The organism is Streptomyces canus, assembly GCF_041435015.1.
Taxonomy (GTDB): Bacteria; Actinomycetota; Actinomycetes; order Streptomycetales; family Streptomycetaceae; genus Streptomyces; species Streptomyces canus_G.
Genome location: NZ_CP107989.1, coordinates 9,859,269 through 9,884,445, shown reverse-complemented (window position 1 = coordinate 9,884,445; position 25,177 = coordinate 9,859,269). Strand labels below are relative to the sequence as shown.

Here is a 25,177-nt window from a genome sequence, read left to right as displayed (position 1 = left end):
GCTCAGGCCGCGGGTCGCGTGGTGAGGCCGACGAGTTCGGCGAGCCGGGTGCGGTGCCGGTTCGCCGTACCGAACAGCACTTCGCTGCTGCGTGCCCTGCGCACGTACAGGTGTGCCGCGTGCTCCCAGGTGAAGCCGATCCCGCCGTGCAGCTGGACGTATTCGGCCGTGGCCAGACGGTAGGTCTCGGAGCAGACCGCGGCGGCGGCGCTCGCGGCCACCGGAAGTTGCGGCGACGCCAAGGCCACGCAGGCGGTCGCGTACGCGGATGCCGAGCGGGCTGCCTCGAGGGCGACCAGCACGTCGGCAAGCCGGTGCTTGACCGCCTGGAAGGAGCCGATGGGACGCCCGAACTGCTCGCGCTGGGCGACGAATTGAACGGTGGCGTCCAGCGCGTGGCCGCTGCCGCCGACCTGCTCGGCGGCGAGCGCGGCCCGCCCGGCGTCGAGGACCGCCGTCACCTCACCCGCCCCGCCCACGGGTGTGGCCGGTGCGCCACGGAACTCCACCCGCGCCTGGCGGCGCGTCTCGTCCAGGACACGGCGAGCTGTCCGCGGGCAGGTGTCCTCGGCCGGCTCGCAGGCGAACACCCGGGCGCCGTCGGGCGTTTGGGCCCGGACCACGATCAGATCCGCGCCCGCTCCGTCCAGTACGAAGTCGGCCGCCCCGCGCAGCACCCACCCCGGCCCGCTCCGCTCGGCGTCGACGCCGGGCCCGGACTCCTCGAACCCGGCCACCGTGGCGGTGAGCGTGCCGTTCGCGATCCGAGGCAGATAGCGCTCGCACGCCTGCTGGTCCCCGCTGTTCAGCAGGGCGTGCGCGGCGAGGACCACCGTGGGCAGCAGCGGCCCGCAGTACAGCGCACGCCCTGATTCCTCCAGAGCAACGGCCAGTTCGGCGAAGGTGAAGCCGGACCCACCGAACTCCTCGGGAATCGCCAGCCCATGCACCCCGATCTCGCCCGCGAGCCGCGCCCACAGCTTCTCGTCGTGTCCGCGCGGGGTGGCCAGGTGCTTGCGGACGTCTTCGGGGCCGCTCGCCTCGGTGAAGAAGTCCCGCAGGACCCTGCGCAGTTCCCGCTGTTCTTCGGTCTGGGACAGCAGCTGGGGGTCGATGTCGGGGTGACGGGGGTGCATGGGGTCTCCATCGTGCTCGGGTGGCGGAGAGGAAGTGGGCAACTGGACCAAGGCCGACGTCAGTTGGAGGTGCCGCGCGTCCCGGGTCCGGTTCCGTAGGGAACGTTCCTGGTGACCGACTCCGGAAGCTCTTGGCTGGGGTCGATCGAGATCGTCTTGGTCTGGAGGTACTCCTCCACGGCGTACGGACCGTGCTCCCGTCCGATCCCCGACTTCTTGAACCCGCCGAACGGCGAGCCCAGGTCGGCTGCGAACGTGTTGACCGAGAACGTGCCGGTGCGCACGCGTCGGGCGACCTCGAAGCCGTGTGCCGCGTCCGCCGTGAACACGGAGCCCGCCAGCCCCAGGTCACTGTCGTTGGCGATGCGGATGGCGTCGTCCTCACCGCGGTGCGGGATGAGCGAGGCGACGGGTCCGAAGATCTCCTCCCTGGAGACCCTCATCTGGTTGTGGGCGTCGGTGACAAGTGTCGGCTCGTAGTACCAGCCGCGCTCCAGGTGCGACGGGCGGCGGCCACCGTAGGCGATCGTCGCGCCCTCCTTGCGGGCCACATCCACGTAGTACTCGACGCGTTCGCGCTGGCGCGAGGTGACGAGCGGTCCGACCACGGTGTCCGCTTCCATGGGGTCGCCGATCTTCAGCGACGCGAAGCCGTCGGCCAGGGCCTCCGCGTAGGCGCGGTACTGGGACTCGGGGACCAGGAGCCGCGACAGGGCGACACAGCTCTGGCCCGCGTTGGTTCCGGCGGTTGCCCCGACGAGGGTGGGCAGTACGTCCTCGAGTTTCGCGTCCTCGAGCACGATGGCCGCTGACTTGCCGCCGAGCTCCAGCACGCACGGCCGGACGAGCTCTCCGCAGGCCGCCGCGATCTTGGCGCCCACCTCGGCCGAGCCGGTGAAGCTGACCATGTCCACACCGGGGTGGCGCACCAGGTACTCGGACTCCGGGGCGCGTGCCGCGACGATGTTCAGGACACCGGGCGGCAGGCCGATCTCCTCACAGATCTCGCCGATGACGAAGATCGCCAGCGGGTTGGGTTCGGTGACCTTGACGATCACGGTGCAGCCCGCGACCATCGCCGGCCCGGTCTTCTGGCCGATCGCCGGGAGCGCGAAGTTGTACGCAGGGAAGCTGGCGACCACGCCGACGGGCTCCTTGACGACCAGGCTGGCACCCGCCATCGGGATGATGCTGCCTCCCGCCTTGCCCGCGAGGGAGGAGAGGTCGCTGATGCGTACCTCGGCGGTCTGCAGGCTTCGGCCGATCTCGGCCGAGTAGTTGAAGCTCATGACAGGCGACACCGCCTGGTAGACCTGCGACAGGAACAACGTGCAGCCGAGTTCTTCAGTGATCAGCTCGGCGAGCTCGGTCTGCCGCCTCTCGATCCCGTCGGCCAGACGCGAGAGATAGCCGGCTCGCTCCGCGGGGGTGAGCCGGGGCCACTCCCCTTCGTCGAACGCGCGCCGGGCCGCGGCGACCGCGGCGTCGATGTCCTCCTTCGAGGCGGCCGGGACGCTCCCGATGCGCCGCTCCGACCTCGGGGAGATCACGTCGAAGCGGTCCGTGCCCGAGGCCGCTCTCCACGCCCCGTCGATGAAGAAGGCCTTGTGATCGATCGTTGTCATCTTTGACTCCTGCGAGGGTGGTGAGGTCGTCGACCGGCGTGGTCAAGGACGGTGAGTCGGTTCGGTGGCGGTCTCCGCGGCCCTGCGGCCGAAGACAAGGGCTGAGGCGAGGCCGCCCGCGTAGGCGCGGCGCCACAGGCCGCCGGTGTCCGATCCGGCGGCGAGGAGTCCCGGGAGCCGATGATCAGCAGATCCACGCCTTCTGTGCGCACGCCACTCTCCTCAGCGGCAAAGGGAAACTCGCTACCGGGTCCGGGCTGTGTCAGCCCTGTGGGACGGGTACGGCGGCATCGTCCTCCCCGTCGAAGTAGGCCTGTTCGGCGCGGGCGAGGAAGGTCGGGTCGGCGGGTTCGCCGCGGACCGCGATGCCGCCCTCGTGCAGCACGACCACCTCGTGGCAGGCGGACGCGGCCCGGCCCAGGGACTGCTCCAGCAGGACGATCGTCATGCCCTCGCGGGTGAGTCGGCCGATACGGGCGTACACCTCGTCGGCCATCGCGGGGGACAGCCCGAGCGCCGGTTCGTCGACGATCAGCAGGTCCGGCTGCGCCATCAGGGCCCGCGCGATCGCCAGGACCTGCTGCTCTCCTCCGGAGAGCCCGGCGGCCGGCAACCCCATGCGCTCGCGCAGCCGTGGTGGCAGCCACTGCGTGGTCTCCGCGAGCCGCGCTCGCAGCTCGGCCCCACGGATGCCGGCGGCGTAGGCGGCGACCTCCAGGTTCTCGCGCAGGGACAGTGTCTTGAACAGGGCACGGCCCTCGGGCACCAGCGCGGTGCGCAGGTCGTTCGCGGCGTTGCGTCGGCCCCGGGTGGGCGGGAGGGTCCCGTGCAGGATCCGGCCCAGGGTGCTCTTGCCCGCGCCGTTGGCGCCGACGACTCCGAGCACGCTGCCCCGGGGAACGGTGAGGCCGACCTCGCGCAGCGCGGTGACCCCGCCGTAGGCGTGGCCCACTGCGTCGAGGTGCACAGCGGGGCTCTCGGTGCCGTCGCGGGCGGGGAGTTCGTCCCGTGTGCCTCCTTCGCCGAGGTAGGAGGAGCGCACTCGGGGGTCGTCCAGGATCTCGCCGGGGCCGCCCTCGCCGATCGGGCGGCCGAAGTCGAAGGCGACCACCCGATGGGCGACGGCGAACAGGTCGTCGAGGACGTGGTCGATGATCACGACGGCTGTGCCGTGTTCCTGTTGCCGCACGATCTGCCGTGTCAGCAGTGTGCGTTCGGTGGCGTCGAGGCCGCCGAAGGGCTCGTCCAGGATGAGCAGGCCGGGTTCCTCGGCGAGCGCCCGGGCGAGGTCGAGGCGCTTGTGCAGGCCGAACGGCAGCTCGGCCGGGTAGCGGTCCGCGACGTGCGCGAGACCGAAGCGGTCCAGGAGCTCGGCGGCCCTGTCCCGGTCGTGCGCGGTAATACGGCGGCGGGTGCAGAGCACGTTCTCCAGGACGGTCAGCTCGGGGAACGTCTCGGCGTGCTGGAAGGTACGCCCGATGCCGAGCCGGCGGCGCGCGGTGGCCCGGTTCTTCAGCAGGGTCCTGCCCGCGTAGTGGGCGCTGCCCGCCACGCGTCCGCCTCCGACGAGCCCGGACAGGACGTTCAACAGGGTCGTCTTTCCTGCGCCGTTGGGCCCGATGATGGCGAGGGTCTCGCCGGCCCGCACGGACAACGAGGCGCCCTCGAGCGCCTTGAGCCCGCCGAAGGTGACGGCGATCTCCTCAAGTCGCAGCACCTCGTCCGCAGTTGCCAGCGGCGCTGGTATGCGCCGCGGGGGCTCCTCGGTCGGCTCCACCGGTGTCGCGGGGCGCGCGGACGGACGTCGCAGCAGCCGACGCGCCGTCCGTCCGAGGAAGGGCACCACTCCGCCCGGCAGGAACAGCAACGCGGCGATGAGGACGACCCCCTGAAGGATCGGCTGCGCCACTCCCGCGCTTTCGGCCGCCGTTGGGGCCCAGGTCAGGTACGCGCCGCCGACGACCGCGCCCAGCAGCGTGCCCGCGCCGCCGAGTACGCACGCGGAGATGAGCGCGATCGCCAGGGCCAGGGAGAACGGGTCGGGGCTGACGAATCCGACGACCAGGGCGAGCAGCACACCCGCCAGTGCCGCGAACACGGCGCTGACCGCGAAGGCCAGCGCCGACTGGGCCTCGGGGGCGATCCCGATCGAACGGGCGGCCATCGGATGGGACTTGGCGGCGACCAGTCGCATCCGCAGGGCGCTGGGCCGGGCCACCGCGGCCACGGCGAGCGCGAGCCCGGCCGCACCCACCGCGAGGTACTGCGCCTGGGTGCCGGCGCCGGCCAGCGTGCCCAGGCCCAGGGCGCTGTGCAGTTTCTCCATCGGAATGCCCTGGTCGCCGCCGGTCACGTCGGTCCACTGGCCCATGACCTCCAGCGACACCATGGTGAACGCGAGCGTGAGCAGTGCGACGTACAGCATCGAGAAGCGGGCTCCCGCGGCCCCCAGAAACGCCCCGAAACCCGCGGCGCACACGGTCGCGCCGAGCAGCACGAGCTCCAGTGACCAGCCGTGTGTGCTGCCGTACGCAGCGAAGTAGGCGCCCAGGGCGAAGAACGCGGGGTGGGCGATCGACCAGATGCCCGCCCATCCGGCGAGGAGATTCACCGAGAGGACGAGAATCGTGTAGACGGCCGCGAGTCCCACGGAATACGCCTGGTAGGGCGGGATGGCACCGGTGCTCAGTACGACGAGGAGCACTGCCGCGGCGAGCGGCCCGAGCGCCGCCCTGGCGACGGTGGAGCGACTGACGAGCGAGAGGGTGGAACGGCTGACGAGGGAGTTGCCGGAACGACTGACGAAGGACATGGACCGCTCCCTCAGACCCGTTGGAAGGTGCGTACGCCGAACAGCCCCTGCGGGCGGATCAGCAGCACGAGGATGGTGAACGAGAAGACGAAAGTGTCGCGGTAGCCGGCCGAGACATAACCTGCGGCGAGGTTGTCCAGGACGCCGACCGTCAGTCCGCCGATGACGGCCCCGTACATGCTGGTCAGACCGCCGAGGAAGATCCCGGCGAAGGCGCGGAACAGTGGCGCGCTGAGCACGGTGGGCACCAGTCCGGCCCGGGGGGCGTACAGGAAGGCGGCGAGCGCCGCGAGGCCGAGCCCGAGTGCCCAGGCGATCCGGGCGATGCGCTGGGATCCGAGGCCGAGGATCCGCGCGGTGTCGGCGGACTCGGCGACGGCGCGCATGGCGGTGCCGATGCTGGTGCGTCCGAAGAGGTACGCCACCAGGGCCATGGCGACGGCGGCCACGGCGATGGTCAGCAGGCTCTGTGCCGGTACTGCGGCGCTCCCGAGGGAGACGGAGCCCTCCACCAGGCTCGGGAAGAGCCGTGGCTGGTCGTCCCAGATCGTGCTGATGGCGCTCTCCGCGATGAGCGAGACGCCCATGGTCATGACGAGCGCCGAGAGGAGTTCGCCCTGTGCGAGCGGTCTGATGACCGCTTCCCGGGCGACCAGGCCGACCGCGGCGGTCGTGACGATCGCGGCCACGGCGGCCAACAGCAGGGGCAGACCGCGCTCGTTCAGCGCCAGCGCCGCGTACAGCCCGACGGTCGCCAGGCCGGCGAGGGCGAAGTTGACCACGTCGGTCGCCCTGTAAATGATCACCAGCCCGAGGCCCATCAGGCCGTACACCGCACCGCTGGCGAGACCGCTCACCAGGATGAGCAGGAACTGATCCACGTCGACCGTCTCCTCGCACCCGCACCCGCACCCGCGCGCCCGGCGCTCTCAGCGTCACCCACGCGCATTGCAAACTGAACTCAATTCGTGAACCGTAAGCAACGGGCCGGGGAGGGGCAAGACCTGTGCACGAGTTGATTCGACCGCTGCCAACCATGGAGAGCCGGGGCCGACGACCCCGCCGGGACCGGCGGAACGGATCCCTGCGAGGCGCGTCCGCCCGCCTGCGAGCCGGTCAGGTCGTGAAACGGCCGCCGTTGGCCAGCAGCACCGCGCCGACCAGGTTCGCCGAGGCCTCGCTCGCGAGGAACAGGGCGATGTCGGCGATCTCCTCGGGCGTCGCGTACGGGCGCACCCGGGGGTCGGCGAAACCGCTGCGCAGGACCTCGGGCGTGCGCGCCGCCATCCCGGTCTCCGTCGGGCCGGGCGCGACCACGTTCACCCGGATCCCGGCCGCGATGACCTCCTTGGCCACCGCCTGGCTCAACGCGTGCACCCCCGCCTTGGAGGCCGCGTAGTGGGGATAGCCGACCGGGGTGTCGAAGGCCGAGGAGGAGCCGATGACGACGATCGCACCCGCCCCCACCGGCCGCATCGCCCGTACCGCGGCCCGCAGCACATGGAAGGTGCCGTCCAGGTTGACGCGCATGACACGCCGCCAGGCCGCGTCGTCGAGACGGTCGGTCACCTCGACGGGCCGCCCCTCGACCAGGGCGTCCGCGATGAGCCGCTTGGCCTGCGGGTCGTCGACGCCCGCGGCGTGCACGACCACGTCCAGCCGCCTGTGTTCGCGCAGGATGTCCTCGACGACGGCGTCGACCGCGGCGGCGTCCGCCACGTCGAGCGACGCCGCACGGCCGCCCGCCAGCTCCTTGGCGACGGTCTCGGCCCCCTCGCCGTTCAGGTCCGCGACGACCACGGCCCGCGCCCCCTCGGCGGCCACCTGCCTGGCGACCGCCGCCCCCATTCCGGAGGCGGCACCCGTCACCAGGACGACGCCGCCCTCGAACCGGGCCCCTCGCTCGTTCCCGTCCATCCCGCGCACTCCCTTTCCGCCGCATGACGGCGTCCACCCCATCGTTACTGAACTGACTTCACCTCTGTTACCGTCACCATCGGTCAACTGACAAGACCCGGGACGGTGTGCATGCAAGCGGTGCGGCTTACTGAATGGGGACGGGAACCGGCGCTCGCCGAGGTGGAGCGCCCGGTCCCGCGCGGGACCGAGGTGCTGGTGCGGGTCGAAGCCGCAGGGCTGTGCCAGTCCGACCTCCATGTCGTCGACGCGGACGAGGGGACACTCTCCTACCGGCCGCCGTTCACCCTCGGCCACGAGGTCGCCGGCCATGTGGCGGCTCTCGGCCCCGACGCCGAAGGCAGGGCGGCGGGTGAGCGCGTGGTGGTCTACGGCCCGTGGGGCTGCGGCAACTGCACCCGCTGCGCCGCCGGTCGGGACAACTACTGCGACCACCGCGGCGACCTCAACTGGCACGGGGCCGGGCTCGGCCGGGACGGCGGAATGGCCGAGTACCTCCTCGTCCCCTCCGCCCGCCACCTGGTGCCGATCGGTGACCTGCCCGCCACACAGGCGGCTCCGCTCTCCGACGCGGGCCTCACGCCGTACCACGCCCTCGCCGGAGTGCGACACGCGCTCGACGAGGGCAGCCTCGTGCTGGTCGTCGGTGTCGGCGGCCTGGGGCACCTGGCCGTCCAGATGGTGCGTGCGACCACCCCGAGCCGAGTATTGGCGGTCGACATCCGCGAGGAGGCGGTGGACCTCGCCCTGCGGTCCGGCGCGCATCTCGGCGTCCGGATGGGGCCGGGCACGGCCAAGGTACTCAGGGCGGAGACCGGCGGTGCGGGAGTCGACGCCGTACTCGACTTCGTCGGCAACGAGGCGACGTTCGCGCTCGCCGTCCAACTGCTGCGCCCCGGTGGGGAACTGGCGGTGATCGGCAGCGGCGGCGGCCGGCTGACGGTCCGCAAGCCGGGCCTCCTTCCCGCGGGTTTCCGGCTCTCCCTGCCGTTCTGGGGCACCCGTCCCGAACTCGCCGAGGTCATCGCCCTGGCACGGGCGGGTTCACTCCATGTCGAGACGGAACAGTTCCCGCTGTCCGCGGCACCTGAGGCGTTCGGTCGGCTGCGCCGGGGGCGGGTGCGAGGCCGGGCGGTTCTGCTGCCCGGCTGACACGCACCTCCTGCCTCTCCGCCGAACGACGCCGCCTGACGCGACCGACGTTGCTGGTTGACTAGACGCGATCAATCGTGTGCACGACTGTTGCCTGCCGGACCCCGCGCGCTTACATTCACCTGAACTGAACTCAGGTTGCACGACATGGAGGCACGGCGAAGGCCGTAGCCCGGTCGACAGGAGAAGTGCCATGAGTCGTCGTAGAACCAGCTCCAAGGGCCGCACCCGCGCCACAACGGCCCTGTTCACCACCGCCGCGCTGCTCGCCCTGGCGGCGTGCGGCGGCAACGCCGACGCCGGGACCTCGGCCAAGGCGGCCGGCGGCAACCCCGCCGGCGTCAGGGCGGCCGAGCAAGTCCTCGCCCAGTACTCGAAGCGCCCGACGAGCATCGGCATCACGCAGCCGGTGGGCAAGCCGGTCCCGGCCGGAAAGAAGATCGACTTCATCCTGTGCGGTGTGCAGTCCTGCCAGGACCTGGCGAACTACTTCACCGAGGCGGCCAAGGTGCTCGGCTGGAGTGTCAACAAGATCCCCACCCAGGGCACCCCGCAGTCGGTGCAGGCCGCCTGGACGCAGGCGGTGCGCGACAAGCCCGACGCGGTCATCGCCTCCGGCTTCCCGCGCAGCGTGTTCGCCAAGCAGTTGAAGCAGCTCAAGGACCTGAACATCCCCGTAGTCGAGTCCTCCACGGACGACACCGCGGGCGACGGCATCAGCATGCTCATCGACGGGCCCGACGTCGTGGACATCGAGGGCAAGATCATGGCCTCCTGGGTGACCTCCGACAGCCAGGGCGACGCCGACGCCGTCTACTTCGACATGCCGACGTACGGCATCCTCAAGCCGGTCGCCGACACCTTCCGCAGCGACTACGAGAAGTGGTGCGCCGGCTGCGGCTACGACAAGGTCGACGTGCCGATCACCGCCATCGGCAAGGACATGCCGGACCGCGTGGTCTCCTACGTCCGCGCACACCCCAAGGTCACGCACATCGTCTTCTCGCTCGCCCTGCTCAACGTGGGCGTGCCGGCCGCACTGCGGGCCGCCGGACTGCAGAACAAGGTCCACACGATCGTCAACGTCGGCGAGTCCACGAACTACCAGTACATCGACTCCGGTCAGACACAGGCCGCCGTCGCGTTCAACAACATCGAGAACGCGTGGGCGCAGGCCGACGGGCTGGCACGGCACTTCACCGGCCAGTCGATGCAGGTGACACAGGACGCCCAGCTGCCGTTCATGCTCATCGACAAGGACAACCTGATCTCGACGAAGACGCAGTTCCCGCTCGTCGAGGAGTACCAGGCCCAGTTCAAGAAGCTGTGGGGCAAGAGCTGACGTCCCTTCCGGACGTCCTCACCACGCCACTGACGCTTCGCAGTACTGAAGCTACTTCAGCTTGACTCACGAGCCGATCGCGCGACAAGGCGCATAGGGGAGTCACCTCATGTCCACACAGCTGCTCCATCTCCTACGTTCCCGCCCCCCGGAGAAGAACCTGACCGCCCCCGAGCGCCCGCGAGTGGAGGTGGGCGCGTGAGGGGCAACATGATCGAGGCCGACTGGGTGGTCGTCGGCGGTGGCAGCGCGGGATGTGTGCTGGCCGCCCGGCTGAGTGAGGACCCCGCCCAGGAGGTCGTACTCCTGGAGGCCGGACCGGACTGGCGGTCCGCCGAGGCCCCGCCCGAGATGCGCAGCATGAACGGCTGGCGGGCGCTGGACGAGACGGCGTGCGCACCGTTTCAGTGGCCCGGTCTGGAATCGCGGCGCAGCAGCGCTCAAGAGCGCCGTCCGCATGTGCGCGGCCGGGGTCTCGGCGGCTCGTCGTCGGTGAACGGAATGATCGCCATCCGTGCGCTGCCCGACGACTACGACCGCTGGGCGTCCTACGGCTGTCCCGGCTGGTCGTACGAGGAGATGCTGCCGTACCTGCGGCGTATGGAGAGCGACGCGGACTTCGGCGACCGGCCGCACCACGGCGCCGGCGGGCCTATCCCGGTGCAACGGCTCGGGCGCGAGGCGTGGGGGCCCGCCGACCACGCGCTCGCCGAGGCCGCGCTGGGCATCGGCCACCCGTGGTGCGACGACCACAACGGGCCCACCGGCACCGGTGTTTCGCCCTACGGCATCAACGCCCGCGACGGCGCTCGGGTCACCGCCAACGACGGCTACCTGGAGCCCGCCCGGAAGCGGCCGAACCTGCGGATCGTGGGTGACGCGACGGTCGACCAGGTGATCGTCGAGGGCGGTCGCGCGGTGGGTGTGCGGGTGCGCGTGGACGGCACCTGGACGCAGGTCCGCGCCGCGCGGGTCGTGCTCTGCGCCGGGGCCGTGCACTCCCCCTCGATCCTGCTGCGTTCCGGCATCGGACCGGGCGGCCGGGTGGCGTCGCTGCCGGTCGGTGAAGGCATGCAGGAGCACCCGCTGGCGCTGTTCTGGCTCCACCAGCGCCCCGAGGCACGGCCCGGCCTGGACGAACGGCAGACCAACTGCTGTCTGCGCTACTCGTCCCACCTCGCCGACGCGAGCGAGAACGACATGATGATCGTCTCGATCAACCAGACCCTCGCCCTGCCCGACATGAACGACTCGCACCTGGTGGCCGACGGGGCCCGCGGCACCTGGGGCGGTGCGGGCGGCGGCCACGCCTCGGGCGGTCCGGGGCTGCTCTGCCTGTGGGCCAACCAGGAGTTCTCCCGCGGCACCCTGCGCCTGGCCTCACCCGACCCGGACGTCCACCCGATCATCGAGCAGAACCTGCTGCACGACCCCGGGGACCTGACCCGGATGCGGGACGGCGTCCACCGCTGCCTGGAGCTGGTCCGCTCCGGTTCGTTCGACGCCGCCTTCGAGCACATCACCGTCGACCTCGCCGGCACGGCCACCGACGCGCTCGCGGACGACAGCGCCATCGCCCGGTGGCTGCTGGAGACGATCGGCGACACCGGACACATCTGCGGCACCTGCCGCATGGGCGCGCCCGACGACCCGCGCACGGTGGTCGACCCGGCCGGCCGTGTGCTCGGGGTCGAAGGGCTGTGGGTGGCCGACGCCTCGGTCTTCCCCGAGGTGCCGCGGGCCAACACCAACCTGCCGACCATCGCCGCCGCGGAACGGCTCGCGGACCTCATGACAGGTCGCACGAACCCGATCCCCGCCGTCGAGGGCCTGGCCGTACAGGGCGGGTCGTGATCGCGATGCCGGACACGGTGACAACGAGCCCGGTGCTGAGCATCACCGGACTGTCCAAGCGTTTCGGCGGGACCCAGGCGCTGCGGGACGTCGATCTGGACATCGCACGAGGCGAGATCCACGCCCTCGTCGGCCCCAACGGCTCCGGCAAGTCGACCCTCATCAAGATCCTCGCCGGCTACCACCAGGCCGACGCGGGAGCCGAGGCCCGGCTGGACGGTGAGCCCTTCGACCTCGGCTCGGACCACGACCGGCTGCGCTTCGTCCATCAGGAGCTGGGCCTGGTGGGCGAGTTGAGCGCGATGGACAACCTGGCGCTCAGCCGGGGCTTCGCCCGCAGCCGCCTCGGCAACATCCGCTGGCGCGAGCAGGAGCAGCGCACTGTGGAACTCGTCCACCGGTTCGGCCTGGACATCGACGTGCGCCGCCCCCTGGTGGACGCCACGCCCGTGCAGCGCACGGTGGTGGCCATCGCCGCGGCGCTCCAGGGCTGGGAGGCCGACCAGGGCCTGCTGGTGCTGGACGAACCGACCGCCGTTCTCCCGCCGAGCGAGGTCGGCAAGCTCCTGGACATCGTGCGGGAGGTACGGCGGGGCGGGGCGAGCGTGCTGTACGTGTCGCACCGCCTCGACGAGATCTTCCAGGTGGCGGATCGGGTGACCGTCATCCGCGGGGGCCGGCGCATCGCCACCCGGCCGGTGCAAGGACTGACGCCTCAGAGCCTTGCCTCCCGCATGGCCGGCGAGGCGACGGAGCGTTCCGCCGAGCGCCGGGCGGTATCGGCGACTTCGCGTTCCGGCGAACTCGCCTTGGAGGCACGGGAGTTGACCGGCGGCCCGCTCCGGGAGCTCGGGTTCTCCCTTGCGCGCGGTGAGCTGCTCGGTGTCACCGGGCTCGCCGGTTCCGGTCACGACGTGCTGCCGTACGTCGTGACCGGCGCCTGGCCCGGTGACGTACAAGGGCAGTTGCGCTGTCCCGCCCGGTCGCCGGAGTGGTCCGACGCCTCCCGCGCCGCCCGCCTCGGCATCCCCCTGGTGCCCGGCGACCGGGCCGCCCACGGTGTGATCGCCGACTTCAGCGTCGCCGAGAACCTCACGCTGCCGCTGCTGTCCCGGCTCCGTACGGGGCGGCGCATCCTCGACGGCCGGCACGAGGCCGCGGTCGTCGACGACTGGGTGGAGCGGGTCGGGATCCGTACGGCCGGCCGGCACGCCCCGATCACCACCCTCAGCGGCGGCAACCAGCAAAAGGTTGTCATGGCCCGCTGCCTGGCCCTGGAACCCGAGGTGCTGGTCCTGTGCGAGCCGACGGCCGGTGTCGACATCGCCACCCGGCTCCAGCTCTACGACCTGATCAAGGAGCAGGCGGCCCAAGGGCTCGGCGTCATCGTCTCCTCGTCGGACGTGGGCGACCTGCTCGCCCTGTGCACCCGGGTCCTCGTACTGCGCGACGGCCAGGTCGTCCGGGAGATCGCCGGCGATGCCATCACCGAGCCGACGCTCGTCCACGCCATGGAAGGAACCGAAGCATGAGCACCACCGCCGCCGACCCCACCGGCACCGGCCCGTCCCTCGGCGAACCGACCGAGGCGCCACCCGCCGCGCCGCCGACGCGACCCCCGCTGGGACGCCGTGCGCTCACGGGACTGTCCTTCACGAACATCGGCGCGGTCTACGTGTGGATCGTGATCATCGTCGTGTTCTCGTTCTGGGCGCCGGACACGTTTCCCACCTGGCAGACGTTCCAGCAGGTACTCAACAGCAACGCGGTGACCGGCCTGGTCGCGTTGAGCGTGGTGCCGCCGCTGGCCGCGCGCGTCTTCGACCTGTCCATCGCCTACACGATGTCGCTGACCGGAGTCATCACCGCCAAGGTGATCATTTCCACGGACATCGGCGCGGGGGGCGCCATCGCCCTCGCCATGGGCACCGCCCTGGTGATCGGTGTGATCAACGGAATCGTCGTGGTGACGCTGCGGGTCGACTCGTTCATCGCGACGCTGGCGACCGGGTCGCTCATCCAGGCCTTCATCACGATGTTCACCGACGGCACGTCGATCACCGGCGTCAAACTCCTGCGTGAACCCTTCGCGAGCATCGGGCAGAAGAGCGCGGGCGGCTTCACCATCCCCGTGCTCTACCTCCTGGTGGTGGCGGTCGCGCTGTGGTTCGTCCTCGAACACACGGCGACCGGGCGCCGCCTGTACGCGACAGGCTTCAACTCGGACGCCGCACGCCTGCAGGGCGTACCCACCGACCGCCTTCGCTTCCTCACCCTCGTCGCGTCGTCGGCGATCGCCGGATGCGCGGGCGTCGTCTTCGCCTCGCAGATCGGCTCGGGCTCACCAGAGGCCGGCACGCCCTATCTGCTGTCGTCGTACGCCGCCGCCTTCGTCGGCGCCACCCAGCTGCGCGCGGGCCGCTTCAACTCCTGGGGCACGGTCATCGCCGTCCTGCTGCTGGGCACCGGGACGGTGGGCCTCGGCCTCGCGACCTCCGCCCAGTGGGCCCCCAGCCTGTTCACCGGTCTCGTCCTGATCGTCGCCCTGGTCGTCACCGGCGGACGGCTCGGCCTCCGCACCCGCCTGACCCGCCGCCGCGCGCCGCGTCGGGAGGCCGCCTGAGTTGTCGCCGCGATCAGGCTGTGCGGCCGGTGCGGCGACGCGGTTTCCGCAGCGGAGTGGGTACGCAGGCAAGTGCGCAGTTCGAACTGGTGCCGCGGGGCCTGGCCCGTGGAGTCGCCCATGGCCTTCTCTGCCCATGGTGCGTAGGGCGCAGGAACCAGTTCGTCCGGGGGGGCATCTTGCTCGCCTTGCAGACGACCGAGAGCGACATCTGGCCCAGCACCACGGTGGAGGTCACATCGACCACCACGCCGGAGCCGCGCTCGCGGAACTGGGACAGTACCGCCTGCGTCGTCGCGATCACACCGAACGTGTTGATTTCGAAGACCTCCCGCGCGCGGGCCATGCGGGTGCCCTCGAACACGCTGATCGATGGGACGCCCGCGTTAGTGACCAGGACGTCGAACCTGCTGGACCGCGAACTCACCGGGCCCTGGCCGAAGTAGGGGGTGGCGTGACGACTCGATGGGTGGCGGCGGATCATGAAACACATGTCTGACACATCTCGACGAAGACTCCTCGCCGCCTTCGCGGCCTCCGCCGCCGTCCCGCTCACCGGTCTGGCCACGGCGGCCCCGGCGCGTGCCGCCGCGGCCGCGGACGTGCCGGCCTTCCCCGGGCCGGACGGCCTGTCCTCAGCCCGTTCGTGGGTGCGCATGGCGCCCCTGGACGCCACGTACTTCACCCCGGTGGCCCTCATCACCCCGCTCACCACCACCGTGCTCGCCGGCACCCCGGCCCGCACCGAGGTCACCTCCGCCGGCAAGCGCGTCGCGCTGCTGACACGCGGCGCGCGAACCGTCGTACTGCCCGGCCCGCAGCGGACGTTCGCGGAGAACAAGCGACCTTTCGTGGACGACTTCCAGCGGACGCTGCCGGACCTCGCGCTGCGCGAGGGGGACCCGGTGTACTGGGGCACCTCACCGGGCGGCGGCAGGTGGATCACGTCCGACACCTTCAATACCGACTTCTCGGTCGTACCGGGTACCGGGATCATCGACCTCACGACCACCGGGTCCAGCCGGCACGCCAGCCTGCTCGACGAACAGATCACCGACGTCGACGTGCGCTGCACGGGCAGGTTCGACAAGGTCCCCACAGGGCAGGCCTGTTCGTTCGCACTGACCTTCGGCTACTTCAGCACCCAGAATCACTACCGGGCCCGGCTGTCCTTCCTCACCTCCGGGGCGGTCGAGATGCGGTTGGAGAAGGAGGTCGACAACGACGTGACGGTGCTGGGAGCGGCGGTCACACTGGCCACAGGTGTGCGGGCAGGGGCCGACTGGACGATCCGGGTGCGGCGGGAGAGTGCCCGGATCCAGGCGAAGGCCTGGCCGTCCGCGTCGCCTGAACCATCTTCGTGGACCTTCGATCTCACCGACTCCACGCCCACGTTGACCAAGGGCCGTGTGGGTCTGCGCGCCTTGGCCAACGACGGCTGCACCAACCTGCCGGTCCGCCTGTCCGTGAGCCGCCTCGAAGTGGACGCCGCGAACTGGGCGACCCTGCCGACCGTCGCCCACGGTGACTGGGTGCGTCTGCTGCCGGAGCCGTTCGACGGTACCTGGACAGCCGAGCTGGAGCAGACCATCCGCGGCTGGGCCGGATCCACCGTCCCGGACGTCCTCGCGTACGCCGCGATGTTCCTCGGAACGCCCTTAGCAACGGATTAGGCAACCTCGACTGCTCGGGCTACACACGCATGGTCTACGGCTACCACCTGGGCGTGCCCCTGGCCGCGGAGGAGGACACCTCGGGCACGCGGATCCCGCGCAAGTCCCGGCACATCGCCGACTACGCGCCGGGCGTGGTCGTCGACCGTGCCACCGGGGCCACCCCGCCCGCCGCGGCCCTGCTCCAGCCCGGCGACCTGGTGCTGTTCAACGCCGACTCCGGTGACGACCGGGTCAGCCCGACCCTCGACCACGTCGGCATCTACCTGGGTCTCGACGCCGTCGGCAGACGCCGCTTCCTCTCCAGCCGCAAGACGGCCAACGGGCCCACCATGTCCGACCTGGGCGGTGCCTCTCTGCTCGACGGCTCGGGGACGTACGCCAAAACGCTGCACACCGTGCGCCGTATCTGAGCCCGGCCGGGAGCCAATACGTCCCACAGGAACAGGTGGGTGTGGATTGATTCCTCCCTTGCACCCCGGATCCCTGCACGCTCATCTGCTGCTGGGCCAGGCGGAGTTCGCGCTGGCCCGGCACGCGGCGCGGGCGCGGCACGGGTGGCTGCGCACGCGACGGCGGCCCGCGGTGCGGCTGGGATGCCGCTCTACGAGGTCTCGGCCTGGCCCCGTTGGCCGATCACGCCACTGGTCTGGAGGAACAAACCCGCGAGCAGGCGCAGTTCCAGAATGATCTGTGACACCGCTGTGACCGGAGGTGTGGGCTCCGCCACAGCCCACGAGGGCGTCGCCCTGGTGTGGTGGACGGATGCCGACCGCCTCCCGCACCGCTCCCGCCGTCCTCGCCGCCACCCTGCTGCTCGCCGCCTGCGGTTCCGAGAGCGTCTCACCGGGCGGAGGCGCCGGCGGCGGCCCGGTCCGGGCCGAGACACTGTGCCCGTCGGACTTCGCCCGGTACGGCAGCTCGCCGTCCACAGAACCGTCCATTCGTCCCTCCGGCACACCGACCGCGCTGCAACTGCCTTCCGTCGGAAGTACGGCCGAGGACGGCGTCAAGATCACCGCGCTGTACGCCTGGGGCCCGAAGAGCGGCTGCGGGGGAGTCGCCTACAGCGCGGACTTCGAACTGACCAACCAGCAGACGGAGTCCGCCACGTACACGCTGACTTTCGGCTTCCTCTCGGCCTCCGGAGGAGCGGTCGACAACGCGGAACAGACCGTGGAGGCGGTCGGGAAGGGGCGGACCGTCAAGGGCACCGTCGTCATGGGAGAGCCGGTCGGGAACGCACCCGAGGTGACGGGCATAGAGGTGATCAAGACACGTAGCGTCCCACAAGCCGAGGCGCCGTCCACCTCGGGAACGTGCCCGAAGTCGGGCCTGCGCCTCTACGCCGACCAGGGGGACGCGGCCATGGGGCTGCGCGTCGTCGGCCTGCACCTGGTCAACTGCGGTACCGGGCCCCTTCAGCTCAACGGCTACCCGAAACTCACGATCCAGGACGAGGACCACCACACCGTGGACGGTGTCCAAATCCTCCAGGGGACCGATCAGATCAGTACCGGCCTCGGCGGAGGCGGCAAACCGCAACCGGTCGTCCTGCGTCCCGGTGAGGCCGCACTGGCCGAACTGGCCTGGCGGAACACCACCCAGGCCGGCGAACCGGTCAACGCGCCGTACGTTCGCGTATGGGCAACGCCCACAGCCGATCCCGTGATGGTGGCACCGGAACTCGACCTCGGGACGACCGGAAAGCTCGGCGTCGGTCCGTGGCGGAAGGACGAGACACACCGGGAGCCCGCCACCGCCACCGCGCGCCCGTGACCGCGCTCCTCGCCCTGATCGCGGGCGCGCTCGCCGTGTACCTGCTCGCGCACCCGCGTACGGCATCCGGGATCAAGGTCGTCCTCCTCACCGCGCCCCCGGTGGCCGGAGTCGTCTGGCTTCTGGAGGAGGTGTACAGGAGGTCGTTCACCGCCGTGGCCGTCGCCGCGGTGTTCGTGGTCGCACTGATCGCGCTGATCGGACTCCTCGGCCACCCCCGCCTGCCGATCTGGACGAAGATGCTCGTGTTCGGCACGGTTCCGGTGGCAGCGGTGGCCTGGCTGCTGGTCGTCACGGCGGACGACACGATCAAGGACCCCGGCGAGGACCCGTGCTCGATGTACTACGGGGGCGTCGGCGTCTCGAAGGCGTTTCCTCCTCAGGCGTACTGCCGCTACGAGGACGGCAGCACCCACGACCTCGCGACCGGCACCCAGTTCGTGTTCTGGGTCTGCTTCGCCATCAGCCTGGCGCTGCTGTCGATCGGCCTGTGGCAGGCCGTACGGCACCCGGGAACGCTAGTGCGGCAGTTCCGCTCCGGGATGACTCAGTCCACTTGAGGAGCTGTCGACTTGGCCCTGCCAGGCGGAGAGATCATGCTGGGGGAATGTCTGACAACCCATCCCCTGTGGCACCGCATGTGCTGCGGCTTCCCCAGTACACGAAGGCGGACCAGGAGGAGATCCTCGGCAACGGCGATGATCCCTTCGGTGTCGCTTCGGCCGGCCTGACCTGGCTGCCGAAAGAGGAACACTTCGGAATCAGACACGAAGACCGGCTCGTGGCACACGCAGGCCTGCGGCGACTGCCTGTCGCGATCGGTGACGACGAGACAGAGGTGGTGGGCGTCGGCGGGGTCGCCGTCGCCCCCAGCATGCAAGGTCGGGGTCTGGCTCGGCTCGTCGTCACAGCTGCACTGGAGCACGCCCGCACGATGGGTCCTCAGCATGCACTCCTGTTCTGCCGACCTCCCCTCGTGTCGCTCTACCGTCGCCTCGGATGGCACCCGCTCGATACGGACGTACTGATCGAACAACCCGAGGACCGCCTGGTGACCATGCCGCTGCGGACCATGGTGACGCCTCTGCGCGACGGTGTCCGCTGGCCCTCAGGGCCGGTACGGCTGTTCTCGCTCCCCATGTGACGCAGGGCGCCGGACACGCTGGGCGTGCCGCAGCTCACAGCGGCTCTGAGACGGGGTCTCCACCTGCTGGTCCTCGAAGTCGGGCAAGTGAGCGTAACCATGTATGAGTGAGTGTCGTTGTCGGAGAGCTTTCGTGCGCCGGCAGTCTGCGCGGCCTCGTCGGAGACCTGGCGGCCGCTCGTCCGGGCCGTCTCTCCCCCACCCGCAACCCCAGCCGCTTTCAGGCGAGGTGAAGCGTGCTCAGGGCCGTGGTCCAGTCGGTGACGATCGCCTGCTGTGCGGCGGCGAGGGTGACGGTGCCCTTGCAGACCGCGGTGTGCAGCTTCGTCTCCACCGGGTCCTTGGCGTTGTTGACCCCGGAGCCCTTCTTGTGGCCGGGGTCGGCCGGCTCGACCCACAGGTTGCGGTAGTCGTTGGGGTCCCCGCCCAACTGCAGGCTGATCAGGTGGTCGTACTCGGCATCTCCCATGCGCCCGGTGAAGCCGTAGGAGGCGGCGTTGAGCTTCTTCTCTTTGCCTGTCACGTATGTGGAAGGGCGCACCCCGGAGGTGTAGCCGCCCTTGCGGCAGATCGTCGAGGCCAGGTTCGACTGCGTGACCGCCGGGGATATCGCGCCCGGTGTGCACGTCGGATCCTCCAGCGGTTCCCCCTTGAGGTACCGGTAGTGGCAGGAGCCCGCGGCCGGCTGCTTTTGCACCGCGTAGTGCTTCTGCGGGCCCGCCCCCACCGCGATCGCCCGCCCCGAGCCGGTCGCCGCTCCCGGCGCCGGGCTCTGCGTCCCGGACGACGTCGACGTGCCGAGGGAGGCGGGTGAACACCCCGCCAGCAGAAGGCTGGTGAGCAGGATGGGCGGCACGGTACGGCGGGCAGAGCGCATGACGGTCCCTCACAGGCAGACGGTGGCACGGTGGCTGAGCAGATGGTCCTCCATGCCGATGTCCAGCCGCCGGGCGGGGTCCGGCTTCGTCGTCCGGCCGCCCTCGGGTGAGGTCGACCGCGGCTCTTGCGGCCACCTGCCGGAGCTTGCCGTGGTGGTGCTCTGCCTCCCCCGCCGCTGCTGCGTCACCGTTGCCGGCTCTGCCCGGGCGTCCCTAGCCCCGTCGACAGGGCTCGTACGGACCGGGGACCTCGTCGCGGAGGTCGTCGAGGCTTGGTCGGGGCCGAGGACCATGCGCCGCAGCCGGGGCATGGCGATGCTCCAGCCGACCAGGGCGAGGGTGAAGAACACGCGGGTCCGCGCGTCGCCGTCCGGCCCGCCTGATCCGGCGGCGTCGATCTTGTCCTGGTAGTGACGGGTGCGGGTTCGAAGAGGCGCTCAGCGTAGCCGGGAAGGTCGTCGCTCGGCGGGACGGCCTCGGCGAGGTCGGCCAGGGTGCGTTCGACGACGACGGCGAAAAGCTCGCTCTTGTCGCCGAAGTAGGGCCTGCCCGCGACGACCGACCGAGCAGACGCCCGAAGCCCTCCGCCTGCTGGAGGCAGGTAGGCCACCCGTCGGCGGTTGAACACCTGACCCGCACGCGGGCCCAGCGCCGTCCGGCCTCGTCAAAACGAGGCCGGACGCCTGTCGGCTCATGCCGCCAATGCGACGGCTGTGGGCGGGGCCGCCCCTTCTTGCGCGCAGGTGAGTGCGGCCATTCGAGCTGCCGCCGTCAGTACCTCACTGAGGATCGCGGGCAGTCGGTCCGTGCTGGTAGCCGCGCGAAGTGCGGCGCGTGCCATCGCGGCTTCGTCACCCGGGCCTCCGCCCAGCCCGGCGTGCAGGAGCCGGCTGACCAGTCCGGCCATGAACGCGTCACCCGCCCCCACGGTGTCCGTGACCTGGATGGGGCCCGGCGGGATGGCCTGGCAACCGTGAGGCACCCAAATGCGCGCGTCCCCAAGGTCAATCCGACCCGCGTTGGTCTTACCGCGGACACTTCGCCTGTCCTCTCAGCAGGCGCCCATCACCGCAGTTCGGCGGTGATGCGGTAGCGACCGGACGCCAACCGGCACGCGTAAACGCCATCGGTGTAACCGATGAACCGCACGCCGTCCGCTCCTGCCAGGGGAGTTCGTCCTTCGCGGACGGAATCGGCGGACGCCGCCGGAAGTCGCAGCACCGCCTCGCTGTTGGCGGGCACGACCACGTCGTACACAAGGCCCCTGCCGCTGTCCTCCAGCTTCCACTCGCTCCGGATCTCGCCGTACGGCGACTCGTGCGTGCCCGACACCTGCGTGATCCTGCCGGTTGGGTCGATGTGAGGCTGGAGCATGAAACGCTTGAAGCCTGGGCTGTCCGGGTCGCGGGAGATGCCGGCCATGTACGCGTACATCCACTCCATGATGGCGCCGTAGGCGTAGTGGTTGAAGGAGTTCATGCTGACCGGGCCGAAGCCGGCGTCCTTGGAGTAGGAGTTCCAGCGCTCCCAGACGGTGGTGGCGCCGTTCTTCACGGAGAAGAGCCAGGACGGCAGCGCGTCCTGGTGGAGCAGCTTGTACGCCAGGTCCGCGCGGCCCTCGTCGGTGAGTACGGGGGCGAGCACGTTGACGCCGAGGAAGCCGACGGACAGCGTGTTCTCCGCGTACCCGACCCGGCTGCTGTCCGGGTGCGCGGCCTTGTAGGCCGCGTCGTTGCCTATGTTGTCCGCCAACAACTCGACGAGCGTGCGGCGTTGGGCCTCAGTCTCGTAGAAGCCGAGTTTCAGGACCCACAGCAGCGCGGTCTGGCTGTTGTCCTCCGTCTTCTGATTCGGATCGGCACCCGGCTCGATCGGGGAGGCGTCGCCAAGGCTGGACTTGACCGTGACCGTCCCACCCTCGGTGCTCAGGTACTTCGTGATGAACGCCTGCCGGATGCGTCCGAAGAGCCGGCTGTACGTCTCCCCCTCCGCCGGCCGGCCGATCGCGCGGGCCAGCTGCGCCATCAGCCGGGCGACATAGCCGTAGTAGATGTCGCTCATCATCTGAGCACTGCTCTTCTGGGGCGCCAGCCAGTCACCGGTGAGGGATCCCTGCCCGGCGTAGGTGTCGCCGGTCTGCTGCCGGATCCAGTCCAGGTAGCGGGTCAGCGCGGGCCAGCTGCGCTCCACGACGGTCGCGTCACCCGTCATCTGCCACACCGTCCATGGAAGGACGACGCCGCAGTCGGCCCAACCGCTGCCGCCACCGGGGAAGTTGTAGCGCCCGCCGGGCGCGACCCCGGTGAACTGCGCCTTGTCCGCACCGTAGATGAGCGCGGAATCGACGACGGTGTCCTGGAAGTGGCTGAGGAAGACCCCGGCGTCCGTGTTGTAGAGGCCGGTCGTGGAGAAGACCTGGGTGTCGCCGGTCCAGCCGAGTCGTTCGTCGCGTTGCGGGCAGTCGGTGGGCACCCAGAGGTAGTTGCCGCGCTGCCCCCATCGTATGTTGCTCGCCAGCTGGTTGATGTCGGGGTCGTCGGTGCTGACCGTGCCGATCTCGCGGATCGCCGACGTGGCGACCCTTCCGGTCAGCCCAGTGATGGTGACGGTGTCCGTCGCGGTCACGGACACGTAGCGGAAGCCGTAGAACGTCAGGGAGTCCTGATGGGTCTCGCCCCGTCGGTCGCCCTTGAGGATGTAGGTGCTGGTGGCCTTGGCGCTGCGGAGGTTGGCCCGGTAGACGGAGCCCACGGGGCCGTCGGCGCCCGCGCTGTCGTCGTTGAGCATCTCGCCGAACCTGAACTCGACCCGGGCTCCGGCCGGTCCGCGCACACTGTAGCCGGCCACGCCGACCATGTTCTGGCCGAGGTCGACGACGGCGGTCTCGCCACTGCCGATCGTGATGGAAGCGGAGGCCGCCTTCGCGGGGTTTGTCACTGTTCGGGCCTGGTCCACGACGATGCGCCCCCTGCCGTTGGCGCTCCCGTCCTGTCCGGTCACTCCGGTGGCGACGGTGATCGACTGCGGTCGGCGGTCCCAGCGGTGCATGAAGCGAGCGGTCTCACCCGGGTAGGCGAGCAGTTGCACGTCCGGGTACTTGTCCTCGAAGGCCACGCGTTCCACGTCCGACCAGGCGGAGTCGTCGAAAGCGGGCGCGGTCCAGCCTGGCAGTTCCTGCCTGGCGTCGTAGGTCTGGCCGTCGTAGATGTCGTCGGCCCGGTACGGGCCGGTGTCGGTGGCCTTCCAGCGGGCGTCCGGCCTGGTGGCGACCGTCTGCGACGTGCCGTCGGTGTACCGGATCAGCAGCTTCGCCTTGAGGGCCAGGGCGTGACCGTCGCTGGAGTAATAGGTGCTGCCGTCGGAGATGCGGCCGTTGTACCAGCCGTTGCCGAGGACGGCGGCGATCGTGACCGCCTGCTCCCGGGTCACACATTCCGTGACGTCATAGGTCATGTAGTTGACACGCACGTCGTAGTTGGTCCAGCCCGGAGGCAGCAGTTCGGTCGTGGTGCCTCCGTCCTGCGGGACGGTGACGCGGTGTCCGTTGACGTAGGCCTCGTAGACGCCGAGCGCCGAGACGTACAGCCGTGCCTCACGGATCCGGGTCCGGCTCTTCAGGGCTGCCTCTGTCCGCAGCATGGGTGCGCCGGCCGAGTTGGGGGCCTTGCCCTTCATGCCGATCCACTGCGCGCCGTCCCATCCGGCCACGCCGTCGGTGGTCATCAGGCCGGTCTCGAAGAGGGCCGGGGACGCGGTGCCGACCGGGCGGCCTTCGGCGTCCCAGACGCTGACGGTCCAGTGATAGCGGGTCGAGGGCCTCAGGGCCCTGCCCGCGTAGCGGACGGCCACCGAGTCGGGCGAGGTGACACGGCCGCTGTTCCAGACGTCGGCACGGGCGCCGGTCAGCCTGTCGGGAGAACTCGCGACGAGGATCTGGTACGCGCCCTGGCTCCGCCCCCGGGTGGCCGTCCGCATGCGCCACCCGAACCGGGGTGCGGCGGCGTCCATGCCCAGGGGATCGGTGCGGTGTTCCACGGTCAGGTCCGACACCGCGCCGCTCTCCGCGTGGGGCGACGCTTCCGCCGCCTCACTTGTTCCGCCTCCCATGGCGCCGGCCCCTACGGACACGGTGCCGACCGTCGCCGCGAGCAGGGTACGACGACGCACTCCCGTTCTGTCACTGCGGGCGGGGATTGCCACCTCGACATCGCGGTCGGCACCGTCGGTACTGCGTCCTTCATGGTTCACACCGTCTTCCTCTCGGTTCGCCGGCACCGATCACGGGTCGGCCCGGGCATGGGGTTGGCCGCCGAAGCTCTCCTGGAGCCGCGGACCTACGGGGTGTCGCGGGCAATGGACGCGTGTCTGCCCGAGGCCCCGGAACAGGTGGCGCGGTTGCCCCGTACTCCCCGGAACACCGCGCCGTCCCCGGTCACTTGGGCTGTCCGTCCGCCGGTGGGTATCCGAACTTCCGCCGTGGCGTTGAGCGGGAGCTCGACGTCGAGCCGGAACCTGCCGTTCTCACGGATCCACCGGGCGGACACCACTCCGCACGGGGTGCGGTAGCCGCCGTCGACATGCGTGAGTCCGCCGAACGGGCGAGGGTCATCACCAGTTCGCGGCAGTCGGCCTTGCCGCGCGCCTGGCGGATGCCCGCAAGGCCACTGTGGAACCACTCGTCGATCTGCAGCAGGATCATGTGGTTCTTGGAGTTGCCCATGTCCCCCTGCTCGGGAACGGTCGTCAGGCCGTGGGGGTTGGCAGTCGTGGGCGCCATGAAGGAGCCGTAGCCGGGGCGGGTGTCCTCCTGCAGAACGTCCCAGAGGACGTCGTCGCGGCCGCCTTCGTGCAGGGCCCTGACGATCGGCGCGAGCCCGATGGTCCCGCCGCTGAGATGCGGCCCTGCCCCGAACGGCTGGTGGGCGCGGACCAGTTCGACCAGTGCGCCGAGGACCTTCCGGCGTTCACCGTCCGGTACCAGGCCCTCGTCCAGTGCCGGTGCCTGCGCGGCCTGGGTCGCCCCGGCACCGCCCTGCTCGCCTTCGGCTCCGATCAGCGCTGCCATGCGAGCCATGACGACGGCGAGACCGGCCGCCTGCGGTCCCGGTCTGTCACCCGCCTCGTCGGCGTACGCGGTCTGCGTGGGGGGCCAGGGGGCCGCGGGCAGTGCCGGCCCGGCCGCGGAGACTGCCATGGTGCCGACCACCAGTCTGCGGCTCGGGGCTCCGCCGGGGACTTCGGG

At 70.6% G+C, this 25,177-nt stretch carries 21 protein-coding genes and 1 pseudogene; 10 read left to right on the top strand and 12 right to left on the bottom strand.

Going from position 1 to position 25,177, the window contains the following annotated elements; translation table 11 throughout:
• Positions 1-2: 2 nt before the first annotated feature.
• The 5 genes from OG841_RS45040 to OG841_RS45020 form a co-directional block, all read right to left on the bottom strand.
• Complete coding sequence (locus OG841_RS45040) at positions 3-1,136, bottom strand: acyl-CoA dehydrogenase family protein (protein ID WP_371570077.1); 1,134 nt, start codon at positions 1,134-1,136, stop codon at positions 3-5.
• 59 nt (positions 1,137-1,195) lie between these two features.
• Positions 1,196-2,761, bottom strand: a complete 1,566-nt coding sequence (locus OG841_RS45035; RefSeq protein ID WP_371570076.1) for an aldehyde dehydrogenase — start codon at positions 2,759-2,761, stop codon at positions 1,196-1,198.
• A gap of 262 nt (positions 2,762-3,023) precedes the next feature.
• Positions 3,024-5,573 carry an ATP-binding cassette domain-containing protein gene (locus OG841_RS45030; RefSeq protein WP_328636059.1) on the bottom strand — a complete coding sequence of 850 codons (2,550 nt, stop codon included), beginning with the start codon at positions 5,571-5,573 and terminating at the stop codon, positions 3,024-3,026.
• An 11-nt stretch (positions 5,574-5,584) separates the two neighbouring features.
• Entirely contained in the window at positions 5,585-6,454 is an 870-nt protein-coding gene (locus tag OG841_RS45025) for a branched-chain amino acid ABC transporter permease (RefSeq protein WP_328636060.1), read from the bottom strand.
• Positions 6,455-6,689: 235 nt separating this feature from the next.
• Positions 6,690-7,490, bottom strand: coding sequence for an SDR family NAD(P)-dependent oxidoreductase (locus tag OG841_RS45020; RefSeq protein ID WP_328636061.1), 801 nt, complete (start codon positions 7,488-7,490; stop codon positions 6,690-6,692).
• 111 nt (positions 7,491-7,601) lie between these two features.
• Between OG841_RS45020 and OG841_RS45015 the strand changes: the two genes are divergently transcribed.
• The 5 genes from OG841_RS45015 to OG841_RS44995 all read left to right on the top strand — a co-directional run bounded on the left by OG841_RS45015 (position 7,602) and on the right by OG841_RS44995 (position 14,461).
• Positions 7,602-8,642 (top strand): NAD(P)-dependent alcohol dehydrogenase, encoded by a 1,041-nt coding sequence (locus OG841_RS45015; protein WP_328636062.1) that lies wholly within the window; start codon positions 7,602-7,604, stop codon positions 8,640-8,642.
• Positions 8,643-8,835: 193 nt separating this feature from the next.
• A complete protein-coding gene (locus OG841_RS45010) occupies positions 8,836-9,984 on the top strand; it encodes a substrate-binding domain-containing protein (protein WP_328636063.1) in 1,149 nt (382 codons plus the stop codon).
• A 198-nt stretch (positions 9,985-10,182) separates the two neighbouring features.
• Entirely contained in the window at positions 10,183-11,838 is a 1,656-nt protein-coding gene (locus tag OG841_RS45005; protein ID WP_365121331.1) for a GMC family oxidoreductase, read from the top strand.
• A 5-nt stretch (positions 11,839-11,843) separates the two neighbouring features.
• Positions 11,844-13,370 (top strand): sugar ABC transporter ATP-binding protein, encoded by a 1,527-nt coding sequence (locus tag OG841_RS45000; RefSeq protein ID WP_371571013.1) that lies wholly within the window; start codon positions 11,844-11,846, stop codon positions 13,368-13,370.
• Positions 13,367-14,461 carry an ABC transporter permease gene (locus OG841_RS44995; protein WP_328636065.1) on the top strand — a complete coding sequence of 365 codons (1,095 nt, stop codon included), beginning with the start codon at positions 13,367-13,369 and terminating at the stop codon, positions 14,459-14,461. Before OG841_RS45000 ends, OG841_RS44995 begins: the two co-directional genes overlap by 4 nt.
• A gap of 13 nt (positions 14,462-14,474) precedes the next feature.
• Here the strand turns inward: OG841_RS44995 and OG841_RS44990 are convergent, their stop codons facing one another.
• Complete coding sequence (locus OG841_RS44990; protein ID WP_371570072.1) at positions 14,475-15,017, bottom strand: SDR family NAD(P)-dependent oxidoreductase; 543 nt, start codon at positions 15,015-15,017, stop codon at positions 14,475-14,477.
• On the opposite strand from OG841_RS44990, the gene OG841_RS44985 reads away from it, so the two are divergent.
• From OG841_RS44985 to OG841_RS44965, 5 genes are all read left to right on the top strand, one after another.
• On the top strand, positions 14,953-16,134 hold the full coding sequence (locus OG841_RS44985) for a hypothetical protein (protein WP_371570070.1): 1,182 nt from the start codon (positions 14,953-14,955) through the stop codon (positions 16,132-16,134). The genes OG841_RS44990 and OG841_RS44985 overlap by 65 nt on opposite strands.
• Positions 16,135-16,163: 29 nt before the next feature.
• A complete protein-coding gene (locus OG841_RS44980) occupies positions 16,164-16,547 on the top strand; it encodes a hypothetical protein (RefSeq protein ID WP_371570068.1) in 384 nt (127 codons plus the stop codon).
• A gap of 352 nt (positions 16,548-16,899) precedes the next feature.
• On the top strand, positions 16,900-17,913 hold the full coding sequence (locus OG841_RS44975; protein ID WP_371570067.1) for a DUF4232 domain-containing protein: 1,014 nt from the start codon (positions 16,900-16,902) through the stop codon (positions 17,911-17,913).
• Positions 17,910-18,473, top strand: a complete 564-nt coding sequence (locus OG841_RS44970) for a hypothetical protein (protein ID WP_365121322.1) — start codon at positions 17,910-17,912, stop codon at positions 18,471-18,473. Before OG841_RS44975 ends, OG841_RS44970 begins: the two co-directional genes overlap by 4 nt.
• Positions 18,474-18,520: 47 nt before the next feature.
• Positions 18,521-19,057: a GNAT family N-acetyltransferase gene (locus tag OG841_RS44965; RefSeq protein WP_328636070.1), complete on the top strand. Its 537-nt coding sequence runs from the start codon at positions 18,521-18,523 to the stop codon at positions 19,055-19,057.
• Between the two features lie 220 nt (positions 19,058-19,277).
• Here the strand turns inward: OG841_RS44965 and OG841_RS44960 are convergent, their stop codons facing one another.
• The 6 genes and pseudogenes from OG841_RS44960 to OG841_RS44935 form a co-directional block, all read right to left on the bottom strand.
• A complete protein-coding gene (locus tag OG841_RS44960; RefSeq protein WP_328636071.1) occupies positions 19,278-19,934 on the bottom strand; it encodes a hypothetical protein in 657 nt (218 codons plus the stop codon).
• Between the two features lie 9 nt (positions 19,935-19,943).
• Positions 19,944-20,285, bottom strand: coding sequence for a hypothetical protein (locus tag OG841_RS44955; RefSeq protein WP_328636072.1), 342 nt, complete (start codon positions 20,283-20,285; stop codon positions 19,944-19,946).
• A 341-nt stretch (positions 20,286-20,626) separates the two neighbouring features.
• Positions 20,627-20,917, bottom strand: a complete 291-nt coding sequence (locus OG841_RS44950; protein ID WP_365121318.1) for a PfkB family carbohydrate kinase — start codon at positions 20,915-20,917, stop codon at positions 20,627-20,629.
• Positions 20,918-21,000: 83 nt separating this feature from the next.
• Positions 21,001-24,183 carry a family 78 glycoside hydrolase catalytic domain gene (locus OG841_RS44945; RefSeq protein ID WP_371570063.1) on the bottom strand — a complete coding sequence of 1,061 codons (3,183 nt, stop codon included), beginning with the start codon at positions 24,181-24,183 and terminating at the stop codon, positions 21,001-21,003.
• Between the two features lie 86 nt (positions 24,184-24,269).
• Entirely contained in the window at positions 24,270-24,482 is a 213-nt protein-coding gene (locus OG841_RS44940) for an alpha-L-rhamnosidase C-terminal domain-containing protein (protein WP_365121314.1), read from the bottom strand.
• 176 nt (positions 24,483-24,658) lie between these two features.
• Positions 24,659-25,000 (bottom strand): annotated as a pseudogene (locus tag OG841_RS44935) (alpha-L-rhamnosidase-related protein); the annotation flags it as partial.
• Positions 25,001-25,177 lie beyond the last annotated feature (177 nt).

Coding starts and splice junctions, on each gene's coding strand:
- OG841_RS45010 (WP_328636063.1), top strand. CDS start 8,836: ATGAGTCGTCGTAGAACCAGCTCCAAGGGCCGCACCCGCGCCACAACG.
- OG841_RS45015 (WP_328636062.1), top strand. CDS start 7,602: ATGCAAGCGGTGCGGCTTACTGAATGGGGACGGGAACCGGCGCTCGCC.
- OG841_RS44985 (WP_371570070.1), top strand. CDS start 14,953: ATGTCTGACACATCTCGACGAAGACTCCTCGCCGCCTTCGCGGCCTCC.
- OG841_RS45000 (WP_371571013.1), top strand. CDS start 11,844: ATGCCGGACACGGTGACAACGAGCCCGGTGCTGAGCATCACCGGACTG.
- OG841_RS44980 (WP_371570068.1), top strand. CDS start 16,164: ATGGTCTACGGCTACCACCTGGGCGTGCCCCTGGCCGCGGAGGAGGAC.
- OG841_RS44960 (WP_328636071.1), bottom strand. CDS start 19,934: ATGCGCTCTGCCCGCCGTACCGTGCCGCCCATCCTGCTCACCAGCCTT.
- OG841_RS44995 (WP_328636065.1), top strand. CDS start 13,367: ATGAGCACCACCGCCGCCGACCCCACCGGCACCGGCCCGTCCCTCGGC.
- OG841_RS44965 (WP_328636070.1), top strand. CDS start 18,521: ATGTCTGACAACCCATCCCCTGTGGCACCGCATGTGCTGCGGCTTCCC.
- OG841_RS44975 (WP_371570067.1), top strand. CDS start 16,900: ATGCCGACCGCCTCCCGCACCGCTCCCGCCGTCCTCGCCGCCACCCTG.
- OG841_RS45020 (WP_328636061.1), bottom strand. CDS start 7,490: ATGGACGGGAACGAGCGAGGGGCCCGGTTCGAGGGCGGCGTCGTCCTG.
- OG841_RS45040 (WP_371570077.1), bottom strand. CDS start 1,136: ATGCACCCCCGTCACCCCGACATCGACCCCCAGCTGCTGTCCCAGACC.
- OG841_RS45035 (WP_371570076.1), bottom strand. CDS start 2,761: ATGACAACGATCGATCACAAGGCCTTCTTCATCGACGGGGCGTGGAGA.
- OG841_RS45030 (WP_328636059.1), bottom strand. CDS start 5,573: ATGTCCTTCGTCAGTCGTTCCGGCAACTCCCTCGTCAGCCGTTCCACC.